The 21,342-nt window shown below is 58.1% G+C and carries 14 protein-coding genes and 1 tRNA gene; 6 read left to right on the top strand and 9 right to left on the bottom strand.

Annotation, left to right across the window (positions count from 1 at the left end; all coding sequences use genetic code 11):
• Positions 1-30 precede the first annotated feature (30 nt).
• Positions 31-3,333 carry a hypothetical protein gene (locus K0V07_RS13040; RefSeq protein WP_220621826.1) on the top strand — a complete coding sequence of 1,101 codons (3,303 nt, stop codon included), beginning with the start codon at positions 31-33 and terminating at the stop codon, positions 3,331-3,333.
• A gap of 167 nt (positions 3,334-3,500) precedes the next feature.
• Positions 3,501-4,052: a hypothetical protein gene (locus K0V07_RS13035; protein WP_220621825.1), complete on the top strand. Its 552-nt coding sequence runs from the start codon at positions 3,501-3,503 to the stop codon at positions 4,050-4,052.
• 24 nt (positions 4,053-4,076) lie between these two features.
• Here the strand turns inward: K0V07_RS13035 and K0V07_RS13030 are convergent, their stop codons facing one another.
• A complete protein-coding gene (locus K0V07_RS13030; protein ID WP_220621824.1) occupies positions 4,077-5,120 on the bottom strand; it encodes a LacI family DNA-binding transcriptional regulator in 1,044 nt (347 codons plus the stop codon).
• 221 nt (positions 5,121-5,341) lie between these two features.
• On the opposite strand from K0V07_RS13030, the gene K0V07_RS13025 reads away from it, so the two are divergent.
• The 3 genes from K0V07_RS13025 (at position 5,342) to K0V07_RS13015 (ending at position 8,396) form a co-directional block, all read left to right on the top strand.
• Complete coding sequence (locus K0V07_RS13025; protein ID WP_220621823.1) at positions 5,342-6,238, top strand: hypothetical protein; 897 nt, start codon at positions 5,342-5,344, stop codon at positions 6,236-6,238.
• Positions 6,239-6,331: 93 nt separating this feature from the next.
• Positions 6,332-7,576 (top strand): DUF4962 domain-containing protein, encoded by a 1,245-nt coding sequence (locus K0V07_RS13020; protein WP_220621822.1) that lies wholly within the window; start codon positions 6,332-6,334, stop codon positions 7,574-7,576.
• Positions 7,488-8,396: a heparinase II/III family protein gene (locus tag K0V07_RS13015; protein WP_220621821.1), complete on the top strand. Its 909-nt coding sequence runs from the start codon at positions 7,488-7,490 to the stop codon at positions 8,394-8,396. Before K0V07_RS13020 ends, K0V07_RS13015 begins: the two co-directional genes overlap by 89 nt.
• A gap of 75 nt (positions 8,397-8,471) precedes the next feature.
• Here the strand turns inward: K0V07_RS13015 and K0V07_RS13010 are convergent, their stop codons facing one another.
• From K0V07_RS13010 to K0V07_RS12990, 5 genes are all read right to left on the bottom strand, one after another.
• Positions 8,472-10,265: a heparinase II/III family protein gene (locus tag K0V07_RS13010; RefSeq protein ID WP_220621820.1), complete on the bottom strand. Its 1,794-nt coding sequence runs from the start codon at positions 10,263-10,265 to the stop codon at positions 8,472-8,474.
• 340 nt (positions 10,266-10,605) lie between these two features.
• Complete coding sequence (locus K0V07_RS13005; RefSeq protein ID WP_286653043.1) at positions 10,606-11,637, bottom strand: oligopeptide/dipeptide ABC transporter ATP-binding protein; 1,032 nt, start codon at positions 11,635-11,637, stop codon at positions 10,606-10,608.
• On the bottom strand, positions 11,634-12,701 hold the full coding sequence (locus K0V07_RS13000; RefSeq protein WP_220621819.1) for an ABC transporter ATP-binding protein: 1,068 nt from the start codon (positions 12,699-12,701) through the stop codon (positions 11,634-11,636). Before K0V07_RS13000 ends, K0V07_RS13005 begins: the two co-directional genes overlap by 4 nt.
• Before the next feature lie 35 nt (positions 12,702-12,736).
• Positions 12,737-13,825 (bottom strand): ABC transporter permease, encoded by a 1,089-nt coding sequence (locus K0V07_RS12995; RefSeq protein ID WP_345778178.1) that lies wholly within the window; start codon positions 13,823-13,825, stop codon positions 12,737-12,739.
• A 143-nt stretch (positions 13,826-13,968) separates the two neighbouring features.
• Positions 13,969-17,262 (bottom strand): ABC transporter substrate-binding protein, encoded by a 3,294-nt coding sequence (locus K0V07_RS12990; protein ID WP_220621817.1) that lies wholly within the window; start codon positions 17,260-17,262, stop codon positions 13,969-13,971.
• A 212-nt stretch (positions 17,263-17,474) separates the two neighbouring features.
• Here K0V07_RS12990 and K0V07_RS12985 point away from each other — a divergent pair, with 212 nt between their 5' ends.
• Positions 17,475-18,539: a glycoside hydrolase family protein gene (locus tag K0V07_RS12985; protein ID WP_220621816.1), complete on the top strand. Its 1,065-nt coding sequence runs from the start codon at positions 17,475-17,477 to the stop codon at positions 18,537-18,539.
• Between the two features lie 44 nt (positions 18,540-18,583).
• Here K0V07_RS12985 and K0V07_RS12980 read toward each other — a convergent pair whose 3' ends face one another.
• From K0V07_RS12980 to K0V07_RS12970, 3 genes are all read right to left on the bottom strand, one after another.
• Positions 18,584-19,651 carry a LacI family DNA-binding transcriptional regulator gene (locus K0V07_RS12980; RefSeq protein WP_220621815.1) on the bottom strand — a complete coding sequence of 356 codons (1,068 nt, stop codon included), beginning with the start codon at positions 19,649-19,651 and terminating at the stop codon, positions 18,584-18,586.
• A gap of 183 nt (positions 19,652-19,834) precedes the next feature.
• A tRNA-Ile gene (locus tag K0V07_RS12975) sits at positions 19,835-19,910 on the bottom strand.
• A 290-nt stretch (positions 19,911-20,200) separates the two neighbouring features.
• Entirely contained in the window at positions 20,201-21,109 is a 909-nt protein-coding gene (locus K0V07_RS12970; protein WP_220621814.1) for a LysR substrate-binding domain-containing protein, read from the bottom strand.
• Positions 21,110-21,342 lie beyond the last annotated feature (233 nt).

The following is a 21,342-nucleotide window of genomic DNA, read 5'->3' as shown; positions in this document are numbered from 1 at the left end:
CCCATATTAAGTGTTATTCTACTTTTACCCATGCATCGAAACAGCGGCATCAAAAAAGCGCCAGGTTTTGCTCTCGTTATCGCCCTTACCCTGATGGGCTTTGTGCTCCTGCTTGTGTTGAGCCTGAGCATGACGACGGCTACCTATTCGGCCGGTACCACCACCGACAAAAAACTGCTGACAGCCCGGCAGAATGCCATGATCGGCATGTATACGGCACTGGGCCGCCTTCAGACCGAGATGGGCCCGGATAAGCGCATCAGCGCGACGGCAGCAGTGACGGTGGCACCCGGTGCTGACCCTACTATCGACATGCTGAATGATCCTGGGAATGACATTCAAAACCCCTACTGGACCGGCGTCTGGTATGCCGGTGACCCTGACTCCACTGATGCAACAGAACGCAGCAACGTTGGGCAGCTGCGCACGTGGCTGGTCAGCGGGAATACTTCCAGTAATCAAACTCAGTATGAGGCGGACAGCTATAACCCCGCAAATGAGGATGAGTACAAGGTCTTGGTTGATCCGGATGGAACCAACGAAGTGCGGGTGCCTCTGGTCGAAGTGACCGAAACCAATGCCCCCGGAGCCTACGCCTACTGGGTGGGCGATGAAGGCGTGAAAGCCAACGTCACCCGCAAGCCGATTGACACTGCGGCCAACAATCTCACCAACGCTTCACTTCTCGTGCCCGAGGCATTCGGCATCTCGCAAATGACCGATATGGGCTGGTTCGATCCTGAGGGGGCCCCTGTTAATATCAACGGACAAATCCATTATCTTGACGAGCGCATCGTCAACGACGGCCAGATCGCCTTACTCGAAAACAACTGGAATGGAACTGACGGTACAAACAGAGATAACCGCTTCCACGACCTGACTCCGTACAGCCAAGGGGTGATCAGCAACACCGTCCAGGGCGGACTGCGCAAGGACCTGACCGCCGGCCTGCAGAGCGGAGTGGCAGTACCTGGCGGGCAGATTTTCGAGCCAATTAGTGGTGGAGCCCCGACAGCGCAGGACCCCGGTGGCCCACTCTGGGCTCAATTGCGCTCTTGGGCAAATGCTCTGGATGATGTGGCCGACCTGCCCGTACGCAGCGCAACGGATTCTCAGGCCGGGTTCTTCCCTATTGTTACAGGATTTCAACTTTATTATCTGCCCGCGTATGATTTGAATGACGTAGACAGCGATGGGAACCCAAAGGTCTATATGCACTTTATGCCTGTTGTGGCTTTGTGGAATCCCTATGATCACGCGCTGGAGGGGAGCGCATATAGTATAGAGGCTGCTCGCGTACTGAACCCATCAACCGATAAGTTTATCACATCCTCATATTTAAGGACTCTTGAAGCCAACAAGACAACAGTCATTACAGGAGAAGAACTTTCCTCAATCAACGGAAAACCGTATATATTTACAACTCCCAACGTTAGCTTTGCCCCGGGGGAAATGAAGATTTTTGCAGCTGGGGGCATTACCGCTTACAATTCTGCAGGGAATGCTTTGGCAGAAGTGAACAGCGCAAGTACTGCTAATTTCTTCTATGCTCTTCATGAGTATAGTGGCAACCCACGTGTTATATATCGCAACCCTGACTACGCTCCGACCGATCCCACTAGTACGGAGCGGCAGTATGTGGATAGTTACGCCTTCCAATTAGGCCGCCAGCTAGGCTGTTCTGTCAGCCTGTACACAGCGGGTGGCGAATTCCTCAGCGAGTCATTTTACATGAATGCGATTACTCCGAGTGGGACCTCACCCCCATGGCGCATCATGGATACTTGGAACCACAGTAATCCATCTGACCCGACTAACTACTCGTCCACGTCCAATGCAGTTGGATTCAAATTTATTCGTACGTTTGTAACAAATAACACGACGATCACCCCTACGTATCAGACAAAGTGGCTCGCCAATGCGAATCCCCGTGCTGCAACTTCTGGGTCGATTCAGATGTATTATACTGAACCCGAAAGTGACTATAGGAGAAATATGTCTATCAATCCCTCATTTATCGGAGGGATTGAAATATCGGACATCAGCTTTACAAATGGGTTTAGTGGTACTGCAAGCCTTGGCCTGAGCGAAAGCGGTGGGCCGGATAATCTTGTTCTCTTCGATGTGCCAGATGACCCTGAGCAATTATTTTCTGTTGGTGATCTGATGCACGCCTCTCTGTTTTTCTGGAATGATGAGGGTTCAGGGAACTATGGACGCAGAGAAAATCGCACTGACAGGGGGCGGTTTGATAACTTGGTTCCGGCCTATGCGATTGGAAATTCTTTGGCCGACCCAGCGATCACAAACCTCGATGATGTCTATGTGAACTGGGCAGACTATGAACCCACAACTTGGGACATCTATTTCAATTTCGATGGTCTGCACTATGACTATTCATACCTGCTCAATAAAGCTCTGTGGGATGAATACTTCTTCTCAACCCTCGATAATGGGACTACGTTAAATCCGCGCATTATTCTGCAGAATGGCAGTTCCCTGAACAATCCGGACTACACGGCGAGTGCCAGTGAGATGATGATTGACGGTGCTTTCAATGTGAACTCCACGTCTGTGGAAGCATGGAAAGCTTTGCTGGCTTCCTATTATGGTAAAAGTATTACCATGTCAGATGGGAATGATGATCTGAACCCGACTCAATCGCCCATCGCTCGCCTCAAAGAACCGACAGACGTAGAAGTCGGTGACGGAAACCCGGACTCGGACCAGGCGTATACCGGCTATAAAGCATTAGATTACGATGCCGCTGCGGGGACAGGCGAAATCGCTGACTTGGCAATAGCTATCGTGACCTTGGTCCGGCAGCGTGGGCCTTTTACATCGCTTGCTGACTTTGTGAACCGCTCATTGACAAATGATGCTGGTACCCCCCGGGATGACCGTCTGCGTGGTTTATTGGCTCAGGCGATCATTGACTCAGGCATCAACAGTAACCTGGAGTCTAACTACCAGACGACAGACCGATCCGGTGTCACGGGCTTTAATACGACGGTGGAATCAGATGCGAACCACTGGAAAGCTGAAAATGTTCCTGGGTGGTTGTCCCAAGCGGACCTGCTGGCTCGTTTCGGTAGTGTGCTGAGTGCTCGCTCGGACACCTTCCGCATACGTGCCTATGGACAAGCCACAGACCCGATGACTGAGAGAGTCATCGGAGAGGCTTGGTGCGAAGCGATTGTACAACGTACTCCTGAGTACGTAACTCCTTCTGCCACTCAAAACCCCGAAGACACTGCGGCAGGCGATAACGATACTTTTGGTCGACGCTTTAAGGTCGTTGCATTCCGTTGGCTTCAAGAAAGCGAATTATGACATATCGCAGATTATCTTTTAGATTCCTGATTCTCATAGGTTTTATTTTACCTGGTATTGTCACTGCCCAAGTGACTCCCCCGGAGATGTTGCGTGTCAACTTCCGAGTATACTTATGGAGGTTGATATCTACTACTCCTGTTAGTGTTCCCGGCTCGACAGAGATCTTGCCTGATTATGTCCCTCCCACCATCGGCTATGTTAATATGGAGGAAGGCTTCAGAGAGATGGATGTTGTCGAGGGGCAGATATCCCCCCGGTATACTTATCGCGGCCCAAATCCTCTTACATTTACGGACAAAATGGGTGGGAGTACTCTCGCAACGATTAATCTTAAGCCGTCGATGCGCCAGGTCCTGTTGCTTTTCTTCCCGGGTGGCAGAAACGGCGAAAAGTATCGAATTTTGCCAATCGAAGCTTCCCCGGAGAAGATTAATCGTGGGCAAGCCTTGGTGATCAATATGTGCCAGAAACCTGTAGCAGTTGAGATGGGTTCCGATCAGATGCTACTCGAGCGTGGTCAGTCTGGCGATGTTCGTCTGTCACAGGCAAAAGACCGTCTCCTCCACGTGCGTCTGGCCGTAAAGAATGACAATGGGCAGTGGAAGAAGAAGATCGATGAGGATATGCTCGTGGATAAAAACGGACGCCTAATTATTTTATTGCACGAACCGCGTAATAACCAATACCGCATCACTACATTAGACGCGTCTATCTGAGTGTGGCCATTGCCTTATCCCCCCTTACTCCGGGAATGATTTGCCGGGGGACCAGGCGCCTTTTACGGTGAGGGTGCGTGGGTGCTGGGGGATGCCGATCTGGTTGGTCTGCATCAGTGACAGGAGCAGGTCCACGGCGGCGTAGCCGACCTCATGCGTTACCGGGTCTATGCCCGCGAGGGAGTCGTCTTGCTCATGCTTCGTGAGGTTGATGGCGCGAAGGTCCTGCGGGATGCGGACGCCCACATCACGGAATGCCCCGATGAGGTATCTGTCCGAGCTGATAACGACATCCGGTCTTTCCTGGTTATACCAGCGTAGCAGGCTTTGCTTACTCGCCGATACGCTCTCTTTGTTGAAAAAAGGCTTAAGGCGTTGTTTGGCGGGTAGCTGGCTTTGGTAGAACAGGTAGCGTGAGAACCAGGCGTTATCGGTCAGGTTGTCGGTGGCCGTCTGGAGGACCAGGCCGATACGCTTGCCACCGACCGCTTCAGATCTCCGGATCGCATAGTCCATGTCGTACATGTAGTCAGCGGCGACCCGGTGGATCGACTCGCGGCGCGTTCCGAAGCCGACGAGGACTGTGGCGAACTCCTCCCACTTCAGCTCCGGGTATTCTTTTCTGCTCCCACTACCTCCAGGGAAGAGGATGAGGCCGCGGATGCCGCGCGCGAGCAGTATCTGAGAAAGGCGCTGATCCGGTAGCGGCGTGGCAGGCTCATAGGTAAAAACCTCGGTCCCGAGGCCATGCCTCTCAGCCTGCGTGGAGATGGCCTCATAGAGGATGCTAAAGAACTTGTTGCTGCTGTTTCTAGGATGCTCAGAGAGACGGGTGACCAGAGCTATATTCTCCTTTATGGACTGGCTGCGCTGACGGACCCGGGTCATCAACGCCGAAAAAAGCGGGTTGGGGCGATATCCAAGCTCCTTCGCCGCATTCTGGATGATTCGGCGCGTCTTCTCCGGCAGAGACGGAGAGTCGCGCAGGGCCAGCGATATCGTTGAACGCCCAAAGCCGGTGTGCTCAGCGATATCTTTCAGGGTCGGGTTTCTACGTGGCTTATCCATTCGGGGGAGAGCATCAAGTGGGTACAGTAGTCGGGCATTTACATGTCAGAACCTCAAGGTTCCTAGCAATTTAAAAGCATCCTGTGGCAATCTGTAAAAAGCCTACACACATTGTTGAACAGGTTCAACAATGCAATTTTTGCCCCGTTATCCTGATGCATCATAATGCGCTTAAAAGGCACACTGTGCTGATTTTCGTTTAACCCAAATCCCGATATCCCATGCTGAAAATGTACCCCTCTTCACTTGCCCGGCGTTTGCTTGGTGCGACTTCCGTACTGGCCGCTGTTTGCGCTATTGCATCGCCCGCGCTGCGGGCTGATGTCATCGCCTACGACACGGTCGACTATGGCGTCGGAGCCCTCGATGGCCAAAGCGGTGGCACCGGTTGGTCCGGTAACTGGTCCACCTCCACTGCGGGGACGACTGTCTCGAATACCTCGATAAGCTATAGCGCGGGCGGCATTACGCGTGGCGGGGGTAACAGTATCCTCCTGACCACTAATAGTAACAATGCCATGTCGCGTAGTGTATTTGGGACGACCGATAAGAGCGGGCAGGATTACTATGTCAGCTATATTATCTCGCCGCTGGATGGCACAACCGGCGGTGATGACATCGGCACCACCTATGCGGGCTGGCAGGCGATGGGGGATGACTCATCCTACCAGACCGACACGATCGGTTACACTGGCCTGAGCGGACGGGCAGGGGTCCGTATCAATAACAGCAGTGATAGCTCCTCACGCAGAGTCAGCACAGGCATGCAGTTTGGAGAGACTTACTTTGTGGTGATCAAATACACGGGCTGGGATGAAACGGCCCAGGCATACCGTGAGGTTAAGATCTGGCTGAACCCGACAAGCGCAGACGAGAATTCTACAGACACCTCAATCGTAGCGTCCATGACCTCGACCGAGGGTGGATCGAATGGCTTTAAGGGCATCCAGGTTCGGACTTACCTGGCTACGGGAGGAGACTATCTGGTGGACGACATTGTGGTGAGCACGGACTGGGATGGTGCGGTCGGTGTGATCCCCGAGGCATCCAGCTCCAGCCTGATTCTCGGGCTTAGCACGCTAGGTACGCTGCTGATGCTGCGCCGCCGTCGTCGCTAATTCGCTTTCGACCTTTTTCGAGTGGGGCTGTAGTCATTGGACGCAGCCCCTTTTTATGATCCCCATTTTTCTCATCTTGTTATGACGTATTGCTTGTTGAAAATAATCCGTAACGCCTCATGGGCGTTTACCGCGGTTGTCGGCACAGCCGCGATGCTCCATGCCGAGGAGGTCCGCCCAGAGCCGCTGACACGCGCCGAGGCAGAGGCGAGGGCGGCCGACGATATTGACTACTGGCGTGACGCTATCGCCGAGGGCCGTCCGCGCCTGTACTATACGCCCGATCAGTGGGCCGAGCTACCGTTCCGGTACGAAGAATCCGAGGGGCGTGAGCGCGAGCTGTTCGAGACGACATTGGAGTTTGCGCGCACACTGCTGGATAAGCCCGCTCCTGCCTATAAGCCGCCGGAAGCGTATGTGGGTAAAAAGCGCGCGCTGCGATCCGCGCAGGCCGAGCTCTGGCAGCGGCCAATCGGCGACAACATGGTTGTCCTGAGCCTGGCTTACCACCTCACCGGCGAGGAAGCCTTTGCCGAGCGCCTGCGCGACTATGTGCTCACGGCCTGCAGCTATCCCGCCTGGGGGCTCCGCTCGCGAAAGATGCATCTGGCGGCCAGTCACATGGCTCGGGGGGTTGCTGTCGCCTACGACTGGCTGCCCGAGCTGTGGAGCGAGGACGAAAAGGCGCTGATCCGCAAGACCATCGAGTACCACGTATCCGACATCGAGCATGGGCTGTACGGTAATGTTTTCTGGGCCACCGCGCTCTCAAATAACCACAACCACGTCAGTGTGGCTGCTCTGGGGATGTGCGGAGTGGCGTTTCTGGATGAGATCCCGGACGCGGCCGTCTGGGCTGGGGGTGCTCTCCTGGACATGGAGCGTGTGGTCGAGTACAACAACTCCGATGGCAGCACGCCGGAGGGCGCATCCTACTGGAACTACAGCTTAAACTCGATCACGCAGTTTACGGCGGCCACGCATCACGTGCTGGATGTGGAGGGACTTTTCGAGAGCGACTTCCTGCGTAACGCGATCAACTACCGCCTCTACAGCAGTGCGCCGGACTATATCGCCGTGCTCCCATGGGGGGCGACCAGTACTCAAAGCAACTCCGGGGCCATCCTCTATGCGCTGGCCAGCCACTATGATGACTCGACCGGCCAGTTCCTGGCCGATCACATGGAGTTGAGCATGCCACGCCACTACAGCCATCGCGACCATCGTCTACAATCCAGACGTCCCCAGCGTGCCGCCGAAAGTGCTCGACTACCATCTGGACGATATCGATGTGGTCACCTCGCGCAGTGGCTGGGAAGACGACGACTACGTCTTTAGCCTTAAGTCCGGTATCAACAACCGCAACCACGGGCACCTCGACGCTGGTGCCATCGCTCTGGCCTATGGCAATAAATGGCTGCTGACTACGCCCGGCTACGGCCATGGCAAGCGCGACGGTACCGGTGGCTACTGGGACCGCACAACCGGTCGCCGCTGGACTTATTTCTCCCCGAGTACAGAGGGCGAGTCCACGCTATTGATTAACGGCGAGAACCAGCGTTTCGACAACGATGCGCGTGGGACGATCGAGAACTTTGTCAGCGAGAACGACTGGTGCTGGATCAGCGTCAACCTCGACGAAGCCTATAACGATGTGACGCGTGTGCATCGCGATGTCCTGCACCGCAGAAATGCCTACCTGCTGGTCTTCGATGAGGTGGTGACCCCCGAGCCCGCCACTGTCGAGTGGTTGGCGCAGGTCCTGCCCGAGGCTACCTTCGAGGGAGATCGCATAGAGGTCGCAAGCGACATTGGCGAGCTTGCCATCCAGGCGCTGATTCCGGCAGATGCAGCCTTCTCGGTGCGCGAGCATACGGTGGAGCACTACGACATCTATACGACTCGTCTGAAGACCATGGCGTTCAAGACCGAAGGCACCAGGCAGAACTTCGTGGTCGCGCTTTTCCCGAACGCGACGGGCGAGCAGAATCCCGTGCAGTCGATCCGCACGGAAACCGGCGACAACGGGGAGACCGTCGTCATTGTGTCAGGTGCTGACTGGACCGACACCGTCACCTATGATTCGGCAGGCGTTCAGGCCGTACGCACGAGCGCCGATGGCAAAAAGACAGACTCTTTTAAAGCCGCCAGTAAGTAGGGCGCACTCAGTCGTGATCAAACAAAAGGCCGTTCCCATCGGGGAACGGCCTTTTTCGTGAAATGTGGGGAGCGATTACCAATCGGCAAGCGGCTGAATATCCCAGGACTCAATGACGTTACCGTCCGGCCAGACCGGGGACAGCAGCACCACGAGGCGCACCTCATCGCTCTGGTCGGGCAGATGAACCATCAGGCGCTGGATGCCCTTATTCGGATTCTGAGGAGGAGCCTGCTCTGCTGATTCGACGCTGAAGGTCGCACCGGCGGGGGAGAGAACACGAACCTGAAGCTGTTTGCCATCCTGCGTCAGCAGGGCGGTCGACTTGTCGTAAACGATGTCGGCCTCCGTCGTCATGCCCCAGGAAACCGTGGAGGCTTTAGGCAGGACGAACTCGTCCTGGACGAGAGCAGCCCGGCGGCCACCGACCAGCGCGATGCCGCGCTTGAGCGAGGTTACCTGCCCCTTATAACCATCGGTCAGGTCGATCTCGACAAAGGGGATGTCGCCCTCGGTGCTGCTTTCATCACCAGCCTCAAAGCGGACCATGGAGGCCGTTCCGCGCGGACGTTGGTTCTTACCGTCAATGAGGGGGACGTTGTGGCTCTGGGAATTGAGGCGGTAGTACTGCCAGCGGGGGCCGTCGGCGCCACCGTGGAAGTAGCCGGGCATGTTGTAGTTGTCACCACCCAGATCGCGAGCCCAGCGGACGCCGAGCGCGTCGAGCTCGAAGTTACCCAAGTCGAGGTGCGCGTGGTTGACCTTGTTGTCCCCGGCTTTGACGCCGACGAAGAGCGCGTCGGGATCGTTCCAGGCGCTACGCATAAAGGCCAGCTCCACCGGGCCACGGTACTTCTGGTCGAGCGGTGCGTTATCAATGTCCTTGTCCGGGCGCGGGACGTACCAGATGACCAGTCCGGGTTTCATCCAGGTGGAATTGTCCAGCAATGAGTGCTCGAAGTTAGCGACAAACTCGTCGTCATAGGCGCCAGCATGCCAGAACATGGCCGAAGCCGGGAAGAGGCGTCCGTTGCCGTTACAGTCGGCGTAGGAGAGCGGGCGGCCGGTGGGGCCGCTGCTGGCTACGGGGAAGCGTCCCGTCTCTGACAGTCCGGGAGTGTCGAGCAGGCCGTAGTCCGTGCCCGTTGCTGACACCAGAGCGCTGATGCCAAACTGCACATACTTCGTGGCATAGTCCCAGTAGCCGGGGCCTTCTGCCCAGGCACCGTCGGGCCCATACTGGTTGAGCGCGCGCGGGATCGACTCCAGCGCAGCAGGGATGATGACCTGGGCATACTGCGGGTCGGTATCGGCGACAGCGAGCGCGCCGGTGATCATGCCTGCATTACAGACCAGATTCCAGTTGTGGTTGGCATTCGTCCACCAGCCATATTTTTCCTGACCGGAGTAGCTGGCGAGGCCCGGCTCAAGCCCGTGTGTGATGATGGCCTGGCGAATCGTTTCGCGATCCTCTTCGCTCATGTCGTGGTAGAGCCAGTCATAGCCGAGGGCGACCGCTTCGGTCATCTCAGCCGTGTCGAGGAAGTGCGAGGGATTCCAGTCCTTAAAGGCGCAGACGGTGAGCAGGTTGTCCAGCAGTGCCTTGCGGTATTTTTCATCACCCGTCCAGCGGTAGGCCACGCCCAGCGTGAGCACGCGGTCGAGGCACTTGCGGCTGATCTTCAGCAGCCGTTTGCCGTCGGGGATCTCGTACTTGAGCATCGGCTCGCCCGCGATCTTGTCGGCCCGTTCCAGGACCATAGAAAGGTAGCGCTGGAGATCCGGGTCATCGATCTCCATATCCATCAGATCATCCAGTCGCTCTTCGGTGAGGATGAGCTTCGGGTGGCCGTGCTGGATGTCGCCCATTGAGAACTTTTCCTTTTCAGGTGCTGGGGTTTGGGCGGCTTGCTCTTCCGGCTTGGATGACGATGCGTCAGCATCGGGAGCTTTACTCCCAGCGGTTGTGCTCGGGGAAGCCGCAAATGATGCTGTGCACAGCAGGCAGGCAGCAAAAGTTAAAAGCCTGCGCCCGGAGTGGGGCCGCAAGTGGGAAAGGAATCCATGTGGCATAAGGGGGAGTGGAGGTATACGGTTAACGAACGTTTAAGGCGTTAACGCTACCTTTGCCCCTTCATGGGCCGCAAGATTATTGGAAAAGAAGGTTACTCATGCAGGTAAGTAAACTTTCACCTCTAGGACATACCCCTTATTTTTTGTCGAAGAGGTGGCAAGCGACTTGGCCTGACTGGGGTCGGTCGAGGAGCTCTGGGGTGATGGAGTCGCAGGGCTCGAAGCATTCCTTACAGCGTGGGTGGAAGCTGCAACCGCCGGGAAGTTTACCGGTATCGGCGACTTCCCCGCCGAGGTCGGCGGCCATGGGGATATCCGGGTCGGGATAGGGGACGGCGCCGAGGAGGGCTTTTGTATATGGGTGCTGGGGGTCGTCGAAGAGCTCATCGGTGGGGGCGAGCTCCACGATGCGCCCGGCGTACATGACGGCGACGCGGTCGCACAGATGGCGCACGACACTGAGGTCGTGGGCGACGAAGATGTAGGTGAGGTTAAACTCGTCCTGCAGGTCTCCGAGGAGGTTAATGACCTGTGCCTGGACGGAGACGTCGAGGGCGGAGACGGCCTCGTCGGCCACGACGAGCGCGGGGTTCATGATGAGGGCGCGCGCGATACCGATGCGCTGTCGCTGGCCGCCACTAAAAGCGTGGGGGTAGCGGTGGCGGTGTTCGGGCTTGAGGCCGACTTTGATGAGGATGGACTCGACGCGGTCGTCGAGCTCGCTGCCGTGTAGCAGCTTATGGATACGCATGGGCTCGGCGATAATTTCACCGACGGTCATGCGGGGGTTCAGCGAGGCAAAGGGGTCCTGGAAGATCATCTGCATCTGCTGACGCAGGGGCTTGAGCTGGCTGTCCTCTAGCTGGGCCAGATCGTAGTGGGAGCCATCGGGCAGGTTGAGCAGGACCTCACCGGAGGTGGGCTTGAGGGCGCGCAGGATTGAGCGGGCGCAGGTGGTCTTGCCACAGCCGGACTCACCGACGAGACCGAGGGTCTGGCCGGGCATGAGGTCAAAGCTGACGTCGTCGACAGCCTTGACGTTGCCGACCTGCTTGCGCATGAAGCCACGGCTGTAGATCGGAAAGTATTTGCACAGGTTACGGACACTGAGCAGGGGCTGGCCCTGAGGGGCGGCGGCCGGTTCGGCCACGGGGGCGGGGGCGTTCATCGTGCGTCCTTTTGTTCTTGGCTGAGGATTTCGTTTACGCGGATACAGGCGGCCTGGCGGCCTTCGGGGAAGCTCTCCAGCTCCGGCGGGCCTCCTGTGTTGCAGCGTCCGGCCAGCGCGTGCTCGCAGCGCGGGTGGAAGGGGCATCCCGGCGGGACCTGCGTGAGCGAGGGCACACTGCCCTTAATGGCTGGCAGGCGTCCGCCGCGCCCGCCGTGCATGCCGGGCAGGGATTTTAAAAGACCGCGGGTGTAGGGGTGCAGAGGGTTCTTCAGGACCTGGCGGACGGAGCCGGACTCGACCACACGCCCCAGGTACATGACGGCGACCTCGTCGGCGATCTGGGCGACCACACCGAGGTCGTGCGTAATAAAAATGACTGAGGTACCGCGCTCCTGCTGCAGGTCTCTGATCAACTGAAGAATCTGGGCCTGGATGGTAACGTCGAGCGCGGTGGTGGGCTCATCGGCGATGAGCACATCCGGGTTGCAGACCAGAGCCATGGCGATAACCACGCGCTGGCGCATGCCGCCGCTCATCTCATGCGGGTACTGGTCGATGCGCCGGTCGGCTCCGGGGATACCAACCTTGTCGAGCATCTCAATCGCACGGCGACGGGCTTCTTCCTTGGTCACATCCTGGTGCAGCAGGATGGCCTCGCAGATCTGGTTGCCCACCGTATGCACCGGGCTCAGGGCCGTCATCGGCTCCTGGAAGATCATGCTGATGTCACCACCGCGAATCTGGTAAAGCCGGTCAGACTTTTCGGGCAGCGAGAGGATGTCCACCGGCTCGCCACCGGTCGGATGGTAGAGGATTTTCCCGTTGGCGATGCGGCCGGGCTTGCGGATGAGCCGCAGGATGGAGAAGGAGGTCACACTCTTGCCACAGCCGGACTCGCCCACGATGGCGAGCACCTTGCCGCGGTGCAGGGTGAGGTTTACATCGTTGACGGCCGAGACTTCGCCCTCTTCGGAGGGGAAGCAAGTGCGCAGGCCCTGAATGCGCAGGGATACATCCTGGTCGGCGGCGGTGGGGTTGGTTTGAAGGGTCGGTTCGCTCATGGGCGGCAAAGGGGGTTATCGGGTACGAAGGAGGGTTAGCGGCCACTGTACGGGTCGGCCGCATCGCGCATGCCGTCGCCCACAAAGTTAAAGCACATCACCGTCATGATCAACACAATGACCGGTAAGAGCAGCCACGGGTAGTTGGCGACGACGTCCATATTCATGGTTTCCTGGAGCATGACGCCCCATGAGACCACCGGCGGGCGCAGCCCCAGTCCGAGGAAGCTCAGGGTCGTCTCGGCCAGGATCATGCCCGGCACACCGAGGGAGAGGGTCACGATGATGTGGCTGGTGAAGCCCGGCAGCAGGTGCCGGAAGAGCACGCGCGGGTGGCTCGCACCCAACAGGCGGGCAGCTACCGCGTAGTCCTCCTCGCGCAGGGACAGGATCTTACCGCGCACCACGCGCGCCAGCCCCGTCCAGGCCAGGATACTCATCAGCACCGTGATGGCAAAGTAGACCCGCAGCGGGGACCACTCACCGGGCACCACCGCGGCCAGAGCCAACCACAGCGGCAAGTGCGGGAAGGAGTTGATCACCTCGATCAAGCGCTGGATAAAGTTGTCCGTGCGCCCACCGACGTAGCCGGAGAAGCCCCCGATCGAGGCCCCCAGGATGAAGCTCACAAAGATCGAAACGAGCCCAATGGACAGGCTGATACGCGAGCCCAGAATCAGCCGGCTGAAGATGTCACGACCGTACTGGTCCGCTCCCAGGAAGTAGAAGCTTGTGCCCTTGCCGTCCTCATCGGCGTTGTACTCCTTGGGGCCGAGCAAGTGCCGCTCCATCGGGATCAGCCCCCACAGTTTGTACGGCTCGCCCTTGGCGAAGAAGCCCAAAGGCACTTTCTCGCCGGTACGGGTGTAGTACTGCTTGAAGCTCACCGGGTCGCGGTGACGCTGGAGCTTTTCGATATAGAGTCCATCTTCCCAACTGAAGCGCGGCGGCTGCGGTGGGGCATAGATGTTCTCCACATCGCCCCAGCCGGTGCTGTGCGGGGCGATAAAGTCGGCGAAGATCGCCGTCAGGTACAGCACCGCCAGGATGAACAGCGAGATCACCGCCAGAAAGTGACGGCTGAAGCGCTTGCGGATCAACTGCCACTGCGAGTAGGTGGCAATGTCCGCGTGCGGAGCATGCTCGTCCTCGTCGTGGGGCAGGGGAGCGCTGCCGGGGATGGTGTCATCAGGCAGGCGCACGTTGTGCTCGTCAAATTCGTCATGGGCCCGCTCGAGGCCGTCGGAGGAGTGCGGGTGCTTGCTACTCACTTAGAGCCTCCTTCCATGCGGATGCGCGGATCCAGCCAGAGCAGAAGCAGGTCAGAGACCAGCGTGCCGAGCACACCGAGCATGCTGAGGACCATCAGCATCGAGCCAGCGAGGTAAACGTCCTGGGTCATCAGCCCCTGCAGCAGCAGCGGCCCGACCATGGGCAGGCTCAAAACGATAGCAATGATGGCACCCCCCGAGACCAATTGCGGGAATATTGTGCCGATGCCCGAGACGAAGGGGTTTAAAGCGAGACGTACAGGGTATTTCATCAAAAGTTTGAAGGGTTTCACGCCCTTGGCCAGAGCGGTCGTTACATAGGGCTTGCGCAGCTCATCGAGGAGGTTGCCGCGCATGATGCGGATCATCCCGGCCGTACCGGCCAGACCGATCACGATCACCGGCATCCAGATGTGCTTGAGCAGGTCCACGATCTTACCGGTGCTCCACTCGGGGCTCGCCGCGTACTCGGGAGAGAACAGACCGGTGACATTAATCCCCAAATATTTACCGCTCCAGTACATCAACACGATCGCCAGCAGGAAGTTCGGGACACACATACCGATGAACCCTATGATCGAGAGGATGTAGTCGCCCACCGAATACTGGCGCACCGCCGAGTAGATCCCGATGGGGATCGCCACGATCCAGGTAAAGAGGATCGTCGAGAACGACACCGCGAAGGTCAAAAGCACACGGTCACCGACGAGCGCGTTGACCGAGGTCTGCGTCTCCATCGAGCGGCCCATGTAGCCCTGCAGCAGGCCCTTGTCCGTCTGGTCGAAGGTCACGAACCATTTCAGGCCGATCCAGCGGATGTACTGGCTGATGAACGGATCGTCCAGGTGGAAGCTCTCACGCAGGCGCTCCACCTCCTCGATCGCCGACTCGTCACCGGTCAGCTTCAGCTCCAGGATACGCGTCTCCACGTAGTCGCCCGGGGGCAGCTGGATGATGTAAAAGATCACCAGTGAGATCACCGTCAGTGTCGGGATCAGGATCAGCAGGCGACGGCCGATGTAGGGATGCTTTACGGCCACCAGTAGCAGGGCAACCACTGCCAGTGCTACGAAGAGATTGCGGATCCATTTGCCCACCTCAAGGTCTCCGGCGCTGGCCTGCTGCCCGGCCAGTGTGTCCGGCGCAGGCGTGATCGTGGTCATCGCAGCGGTGATTTCCGCCACGGCTCCGGGCGAGTCGTCCGGCTCCGCTAAAAAGTAGGTCTCCGGTCCGGTGTTACCGGGAGTCAGGTAGGTGTAGCCGCTGAGCGCCATCTTGGGCACATTCTTGAAGCCATCCTTGACCACCACCAGCTGGGGAGGCGGCGTGGCGATACTGATCGACCACAGCTGCTCGGCCGACAGCTCCATGATCTGATCAAACACCTTGATCTGGCCCGCCTGGTCAGGCTGGCGCATAAACTCTTCACGCAGTTGCTGCCCCCGCAGGATGGGGTCGCCTTCCTGCGGCGTGGGGATGTTGACCTGCTCGGCGGTTTCCTTGCCGTAGAGCCCACCGCGGATGAACCACATCGAGTTGAGGATCGCAAAGTGCGAGGAAGTATTGTCGGCCACGAAGCTGCGCATCGACACGCTCGGGTTGTACTCACTCATGCCCGCCCACACCGTAAAGTCGTGCAGCAGGCCCGTACGTTCGTTCCAGAACAGCGGACGTGAACGCTCGCGCTGGGCCGCGCGCACGCCCACCTGCGCCCAGTTGTCCACCACAAACTGTACCGGGCCCTCGCCGGTGTAGTCGGTGTAGTCGATGTACCAGGTCATCGGTGTGCCGTCCGGGAAGCAGCGCATGCCCGCGCTGTCACGCTCGGTCAGCCCCAGCTCGTCCAGCAGTTGGTTGGCCAGCTTAGGGTCGTACTGAGTGTAGCTGTGCAGCATCTTTTCGCTGTAAAAGGGGGAGGTCGGTCCCGGCGCAATCTGCGCGGGCTCTCCAAAGCCGTTATAAACGGCATCGATAATGGTCTGCCGGTCGATCGCCACCGACATCGCCTGCCGAAAGCGCTTATCCTTGAGCAGCTTTGCCTTCATCGCGCTCACCGGGTCCTCCGGGTCGATGTGCCGGTTCTGGTTCGGCCACAGCGCCCAGATCGAGCGGTCCGCCTGCTCCCAGTGGTAGACCTGGTAGTGGTTGCGCTTGCGGTTCTCCATCAGCAGCGTGTAGTCCGCAAAACGGATGTGGCGGGCCTGCATCCCCATCTCACCCGAGGAGGCCGAGACCGGGATCAACTTGGGGGCACGCACATGGAAGAGCACCCGGTCCAGATACGGCAACTGGTTGCCCTCCGGGTCCACCGCCCAGTAGTAGGGGTTGCGGACGAAGGACTCCGGCGGCGTGCTCTGGTAGGTGCGATAGATCCACGGCCACATTCGCGGACGCTCCGGGTTGCGGTAGTCGCCCAGCTTGTTGTAAAGCGTGCGTGCGCTGTTGAGCCCGCGTGCGGCCAGTGCCTGCTCGAGCAGCTCGGGGTCCCCCCAGGTCGGATGGTAGGGGCGCAGATAGTGCTCCGGCGAGTACGGCAGCACCGGCGAGGCCAGCGTCTCCAAAAAGTTCCCGTACGGGTACTTGAAGATGAACTTCACCGTAAAATCGTCCACCTTAACGATGTCTCCGCCTTCGCCTCCGCTGACCATCCACACCGGCGGTGTGTCCGAGTAGTCCTTCTGGTCTTCCCACCAGTAGATAATGTCGTTGGCGGTAAACGGCTCACCGTCCGACCAGCGGATTCCCTTGCGCAGGTAGATGGTCCACTCGGTCTTGTCGGCGTTCGAGCTCCAGCCCTTGGCCAGGTGCGGCTTGACCGGGTAGCCCATCGGCGACCAGCGCACCAGCGTTGGTGCACCCAGGCGATTCTGGATCACACTCATGTCACCTGAGGAGCTCGCCACGCGGTTCCACGTACCCCCGTAAACACCTATCCCGTCCGGCCCCTCCATCACCGCAGGCTCAGAGCCCACTCGCTCGGCTACTGGCGGCAAATCCCCAGACTCGACCAACTGGTGTAAAATCGGCGACTCTCCCTTCGGGTACCATGCGGCAGATTGCCCTTCCGAGTAGTCCACCTCGACTGAAACCACCGGCGGGTGCTCGGGATCAAAATCCAGCGAGCGCAGGTCCTCCGCTTCAGCTACCGCAGCAGCATCAACCGGATTTGGGTGGTCCTTCAGCTCGGGACGCATCCACCAGGACCAGATATATAAAATGAGCGTGAATAGGAAGGCCGCCAGCAGGAACAGGCCAGCTACCTTCGCGTAGGGTATTAAGCGATTTCTCATCAACTAAAAATTCTCAGATAAAGCAAATACGGGTACAAAAAAGACAAAACAAACACCCAACTGAAGGAGCAAATGAAGACTTATTGAACCCGTTCAATTTCTATTGAATACGTTCGACGGAGCCTTTTTTCAATGCAGACTTGGGAACCATTGAAGGTTTATCCATCTAGTTGGGTGGCTTATCATTTAAGAACTGTTCATTAAGCCTGATTATGAGTTTGCCCCGTACTCCCTCCTCCAGCTTTGACTACAACCTGCTCCCTGCCTCTCGCGACTCAGGTTTTCGCCAGGATGATCACTGGATTTGGTGCGGGTCTGCGATTCGGGACGATGCTGGCACCTATCATTTGTTTGCCTCTCGCTGGCCACGTGCCTTTGCCTTTCACCCGGCCTGGATCACCAGCTCCGAGGTTGTGCGGGCCACAGCGCCCACACCGGAAGGACCGTATACCTTTCAGGAGGTCGTGCTACCGCGTCGCGGTCCGGCATACTGGGATGGTCTGATGACGCATAACCCGACCATCCACCGCTACAAGGGGACCTACCTGCTTTACTACACGGGGACGACTTACGACTTTGAGCCCCCCGTCGTCGGCGACACGATCGAGGATTTCTCCGATCTCGTGGCGACTGCTCACCGCAACCAGCGTATCGGAGTCGCCACAGCGCCCTCGCCGGAGGGACCGTGGACCCGGATGGACCAGCCGATTATAGAGCCTCGCCCCGGTAAGTGGGATCACCTGATCACGACAAATCCGGCTCCCTGCGTGATGGATGATGGACGCGTGCTGCTCATCTATAAGTCCACGCTGGCCCGCGGTAAAACGCTACGCTTTGGAGCGGCTATGGCACCGAACTTTAACGGGCCGTACGAACGGATCAGTGAGGACCCGATCCTGAGCTTTGGAGACGGAACCGGCGGGGTAGAGGACCCCTACGTTTGGCAGAACGCGGAAGGTCACTTTGAAATGATCGCCAAGGAAATGCCCTGCGAGGGTCGTAACGACCGTGAATATGGCGGCGGCATTCACGCGACCTCGATGGATGGGGCGAACTGGCACCTGTCCGATCCGGCCTTTGCCTACAGCCGCACCCTGCACTGGACCGATGGGACGAGCACAAAGCCGAACTTCGTCGAGCGGCCGCAGCTCCTGGTCGAAAACCATAAGCCCACGCATCTCTTTTTCGCTGTCGGCGAAAGCCCGGCTGGTACGCATGGCCACGCGCCCATCACCGACTCCTGGAACACAGTCATCCCGCTAGCGCCCAGGGCTTAGAAACGCCACAAGCGGGTAGGGCACCTTGATCGTTAGCCGGGAGGCTAGCCAGACTTGCGGCGGCGTTTCTGGAGGCTTTTACCGTCTTTCCAAAAACCCTCGATCTGCACCATGCGGCGTACCGGCGGGCTACCGAACTCACGCCGCCGGATAGCGCCCACTAGCACGTCTACAGCGGCCTCTGCGATGCAGGAGTCGTTCTCGTCGATCCCGGCATAGTGGTCGTCCTGCTGCAGGCGTGCGAAGTTCGCGATGCCGACATCGCGGGGCGCGAGGATCTTTGTCTGGCGCAGCGCATCTTCGACAAAGGGGGCACACTCGCGCATGACGGCGATGGCATCTGGCCGGTGCGCTCGGAACCAGCCCTGCACCTGCTTTGCCTGATCAGCATCGGTCGAACTCAGCCTGAGCGCTGGGATCGGCTCCTGGCGAATGAGGGTAGCGGCTGCCGACTGAATCCCATGCTCCCAGAGCTGGATATGCTTTTTATCCAAATCCTCGGGCGGAACCAGAAGCACGGCAGCGATACGCTGGTAGCCCAAGGCTTTGAAATTACGGGCAAGCTCGAAGCTGTTGTAGTAATGGTTTGGGCTGACGGAGTGAAAGCGTGGGTCCATGACCGTCCAGCAGAACGTGACCGTGCAGAAGTTTCTCCACTCCAGCTTCGGGGCTGGCCCGACGTGCCGCAGGGGAGGCAGAATGATGCCCTCAATGCCCCGGTTAAAAAGTATGTCAGAGACGCGCTGATGCGACGAGGCTCGCATGTCCACCTCAAGCACATCCAGCTTGTACCCGTGCTGGAGGGCCTGCCTCTCGGCGTCGTCCCGGTAGTGGTGCCAGACCGAGTCGTCGTAATCCTCAAGCGCGTACACATCGGGATCATTCAGCCAGGCGAGTGTCCCGCGGTAAGTGTGCTGCTGCCGGTCGCCACGGTAGGAGGCCAGCGCAGTGAGCATGGGGTCTTTCTGGTAGCCCAGTTGGCGGGTCGCCTGCATGACCTGCTGGCGGGTTTGCTCGTTTACACGCGGGTCATTGCGCAGGGCCAGGCTCACGGTAGGTTGGCTCAGGCCGGTGAGGCGCGCGATGTCTTTCTGGGTAACGAGGTTCGCCATTTTCTGGAAAAACGAGGGGTAAATGTAACTACCTGCACCCAAGATCTTGCCTCAAAAACGCGGCGATGAAAACCCTTTTAATTTGTATTAAATCCGGCCGTCGTTACCGCACGGAGTCATCCCATATCGCCAGGCATCCCGATGATGGTGGCTGGTAAACGATGCGCCAAGTGCTCGCTAAAATGGTGGGCCCACTCGGATTCGAACCGAGGACCAAGGGATTATGAGTCCCCTGCTCTAACCGCTGAGCTATAGGCCCGGATTTCTTTTAAATAGAGTGGGAGAGCTGTGAGCAGCCAGCACTCGTGTTAAAAGAAACGGGAAGCAAATACGTCGATCCCTGCGAACTCAAGACCGAAAACTCGCCGAACGTCGGCTCAAGGTGTTTCACGAAATGGAGGCCTCTTTCAGCGCTTCGATCACATAAGCCTACTGGTGTCCCATCATTCAGTTAACTGGGCAAGACATGGGGCCAATAAACTCAAGTATGGATACAATCGCCGAAATCTGTAGATGCATTGTGGTTGGATCATTTTGCAGATCCTGAACTCAGTTTTGTCGGGCTTCTCTGCGCAAAAGATTAGCAAACAGCTCAGCATGCGCTTTGGGGTATGTTGATGACAGCCCAATCTTAGCGACTAGGGGCTCAAACTTCGGGTGAAATGGTCGGGACACGAGGGAGCGCGGCATGAAGTCGATCACGCTATCGGCAAGAATTGCCGCAGCATCAAATGCCTCCAAACTGGCGAACAGGGTCGAAACGCCATCCGTTTCCAAAGAGACGAAATGCGGCTCGATGTCATAGGGCTTCAAGATGCTTCGGATATGGGGTACGTAGTCTGGAAAGTTTGAAGGCTCTAACCCCACAAGCGGAACATCACGGAGGCGTGAAGGCGCGATACGCTTCCATTTCGTCAGTGGGTGATCCGCCCGCATCACCAGTACGTGTGTTAAGCGGCGCAACTCAGTCCAACGAAAACCAGGTGTAGCCATCACTGCCGGCTCTAGAGCAATGGCAATATCCAGTCGCCCTTCAGTTGCCATCTGAACCATGTCCATGGGGGAAGCGTCCGTGAGCTCGATCCGTACCTTCGGGTATTCCGCCTGAAAGTTCTGTAGCGCGCGAGGCAGGATGCCAGCGGTCACCGACGGTGAATAACCGACACGCAAGACTTCACCACTCGTTTCGTTTCGCACTCGCTGCACGGCCAGCTCCGCACGGGCGATCACATCGCTCGCTTCGGAGTAGAAGCATTCGCCTGCATCGGTGAGTTTTACCGCGTTCTTCCCCCGGACTAATAGCGCTACGCCCAGCTCATCCTCGAGATCACGCACTTGGCGGCTGAGGGCAGGTTGGGTGAGGTGGAGGACCTGAGCGGCACGATTAAATGAACCGTGAGCTGCCACGGTAACGAAATAGCGGAGGTGCCGAAGTTCCACCCTGACACGCTTGCTCATACTAAAAGTATTAGCGAGCCCAAAAACACGGCATTGGACGCTGTGCGGGTCTTACGGTATCATGCTAGCCACACCAACGTGATGAACATGAATGACACAATTGCACTTCCGATCATTGTATCAAATTACCTTGAAGCCGCTAATCGTTTTGACGCTGTAGGCGCGGCTTCTTGCTTCACAGACGACGCCGTCGTTCGCGACGAGCAGAGGGACTATGTCGGCCCTGCTGCTAT

Origin of the sequence: Ruficoccus sp. ZRK36 (assembly GCF_019603315.1) — a bacterium.
In the GTDB taxonomy this organism is placed as follows: domain Bacteria; phylum Verrucomicrobiota; class Verrucomicrobiia; order Opitutales; family Cerasicoccaceae; genus Ruficoccus.
The sequence above is the reverse complement of the archived record's forward strand: the minus strand, read 5'-3'. Positions and strand labels throughout refer to the sequence as shown.

What these genes read in the sequence shown, in the direction of transcription:
- K0V07_RS13040 (WP_220621826.1), top strand. Translation starts at nt 31, where the DNA reads ATGCATCGAAACAGCGGCATCAAAAAAGCGCCAGGTTTTGCTCTCGTT.
- K0V07_RS13005 (WP_286653043.1), bottom strand. Translation starts at nt 11,637, where the DNA reads ATGAACGCCCCCGCCCCCGTGGCCGAACCGGCCGCCGCCCCTCAGGGC.
- K0V07_RS12985 (WP_220621816.1), top strand. Translation starts at nt 17,475, where the DNA reads ATGAGTTTGCCCCGTACTCCCTCCTCCAGCTTTGACTACAACCTGCTC.
- K0V07_RS12990 (WP_220621817.1), bottom strand. Translation starts at nt 17,262, where the DNA reads ATGAGAAATCGCTTAATACCCTACGCGAAGGTAGCTGGCCTGTTCCTG.
- K0V07_RS13030 (WP_220621824.1), bottom strand. Translation starts at nt 5,120, where the DNA reads ATGGATAAGCCACGTAGAAACCCGACCCTGAAAGATATCGCTGAGCAC.
- K0V07_RS12970 (WP_220621814.1), bottom strand. Translation starts at nt 21,109, where the DNA reads ATGAGCAAGCGTGTCAGGGTGGAACTTCGGCACCTCCGCTATTTCGTT.
- K0V07_RS13010 (WP_220621820.1), bottom strand. Translation starts at nt 10,265, where the DNA reads ATGGGCGACATCCAGCACGGCCACCCGAAGCTCATCCTCACCGAAGAG.
- K0V07_RS13000 (WP_220621819.1), bottom strand. Translation starts at nt 12,701, where the DNA reads ATGAGCGAACCGACCCTTCAAACCAACCCCACCGCCGCCGACCAGGAT.
- K0V07_RS12980 (WP_220621815.1), bottom strand. Translation starts at nt 19,651, where the DNA reads ATGGCGAACCTCGTTACCCAGAAAGACATCGCGCGCCTCACCGGCCTG.
- K0V07_RS13025 (WP_220621823.1), top strand. Translation starts at nt 5,342, where the DNA reads ATGCTGAAAATGTACCCCTCTTCACTTGCCCGGCGTTTGCTTGGTGCG.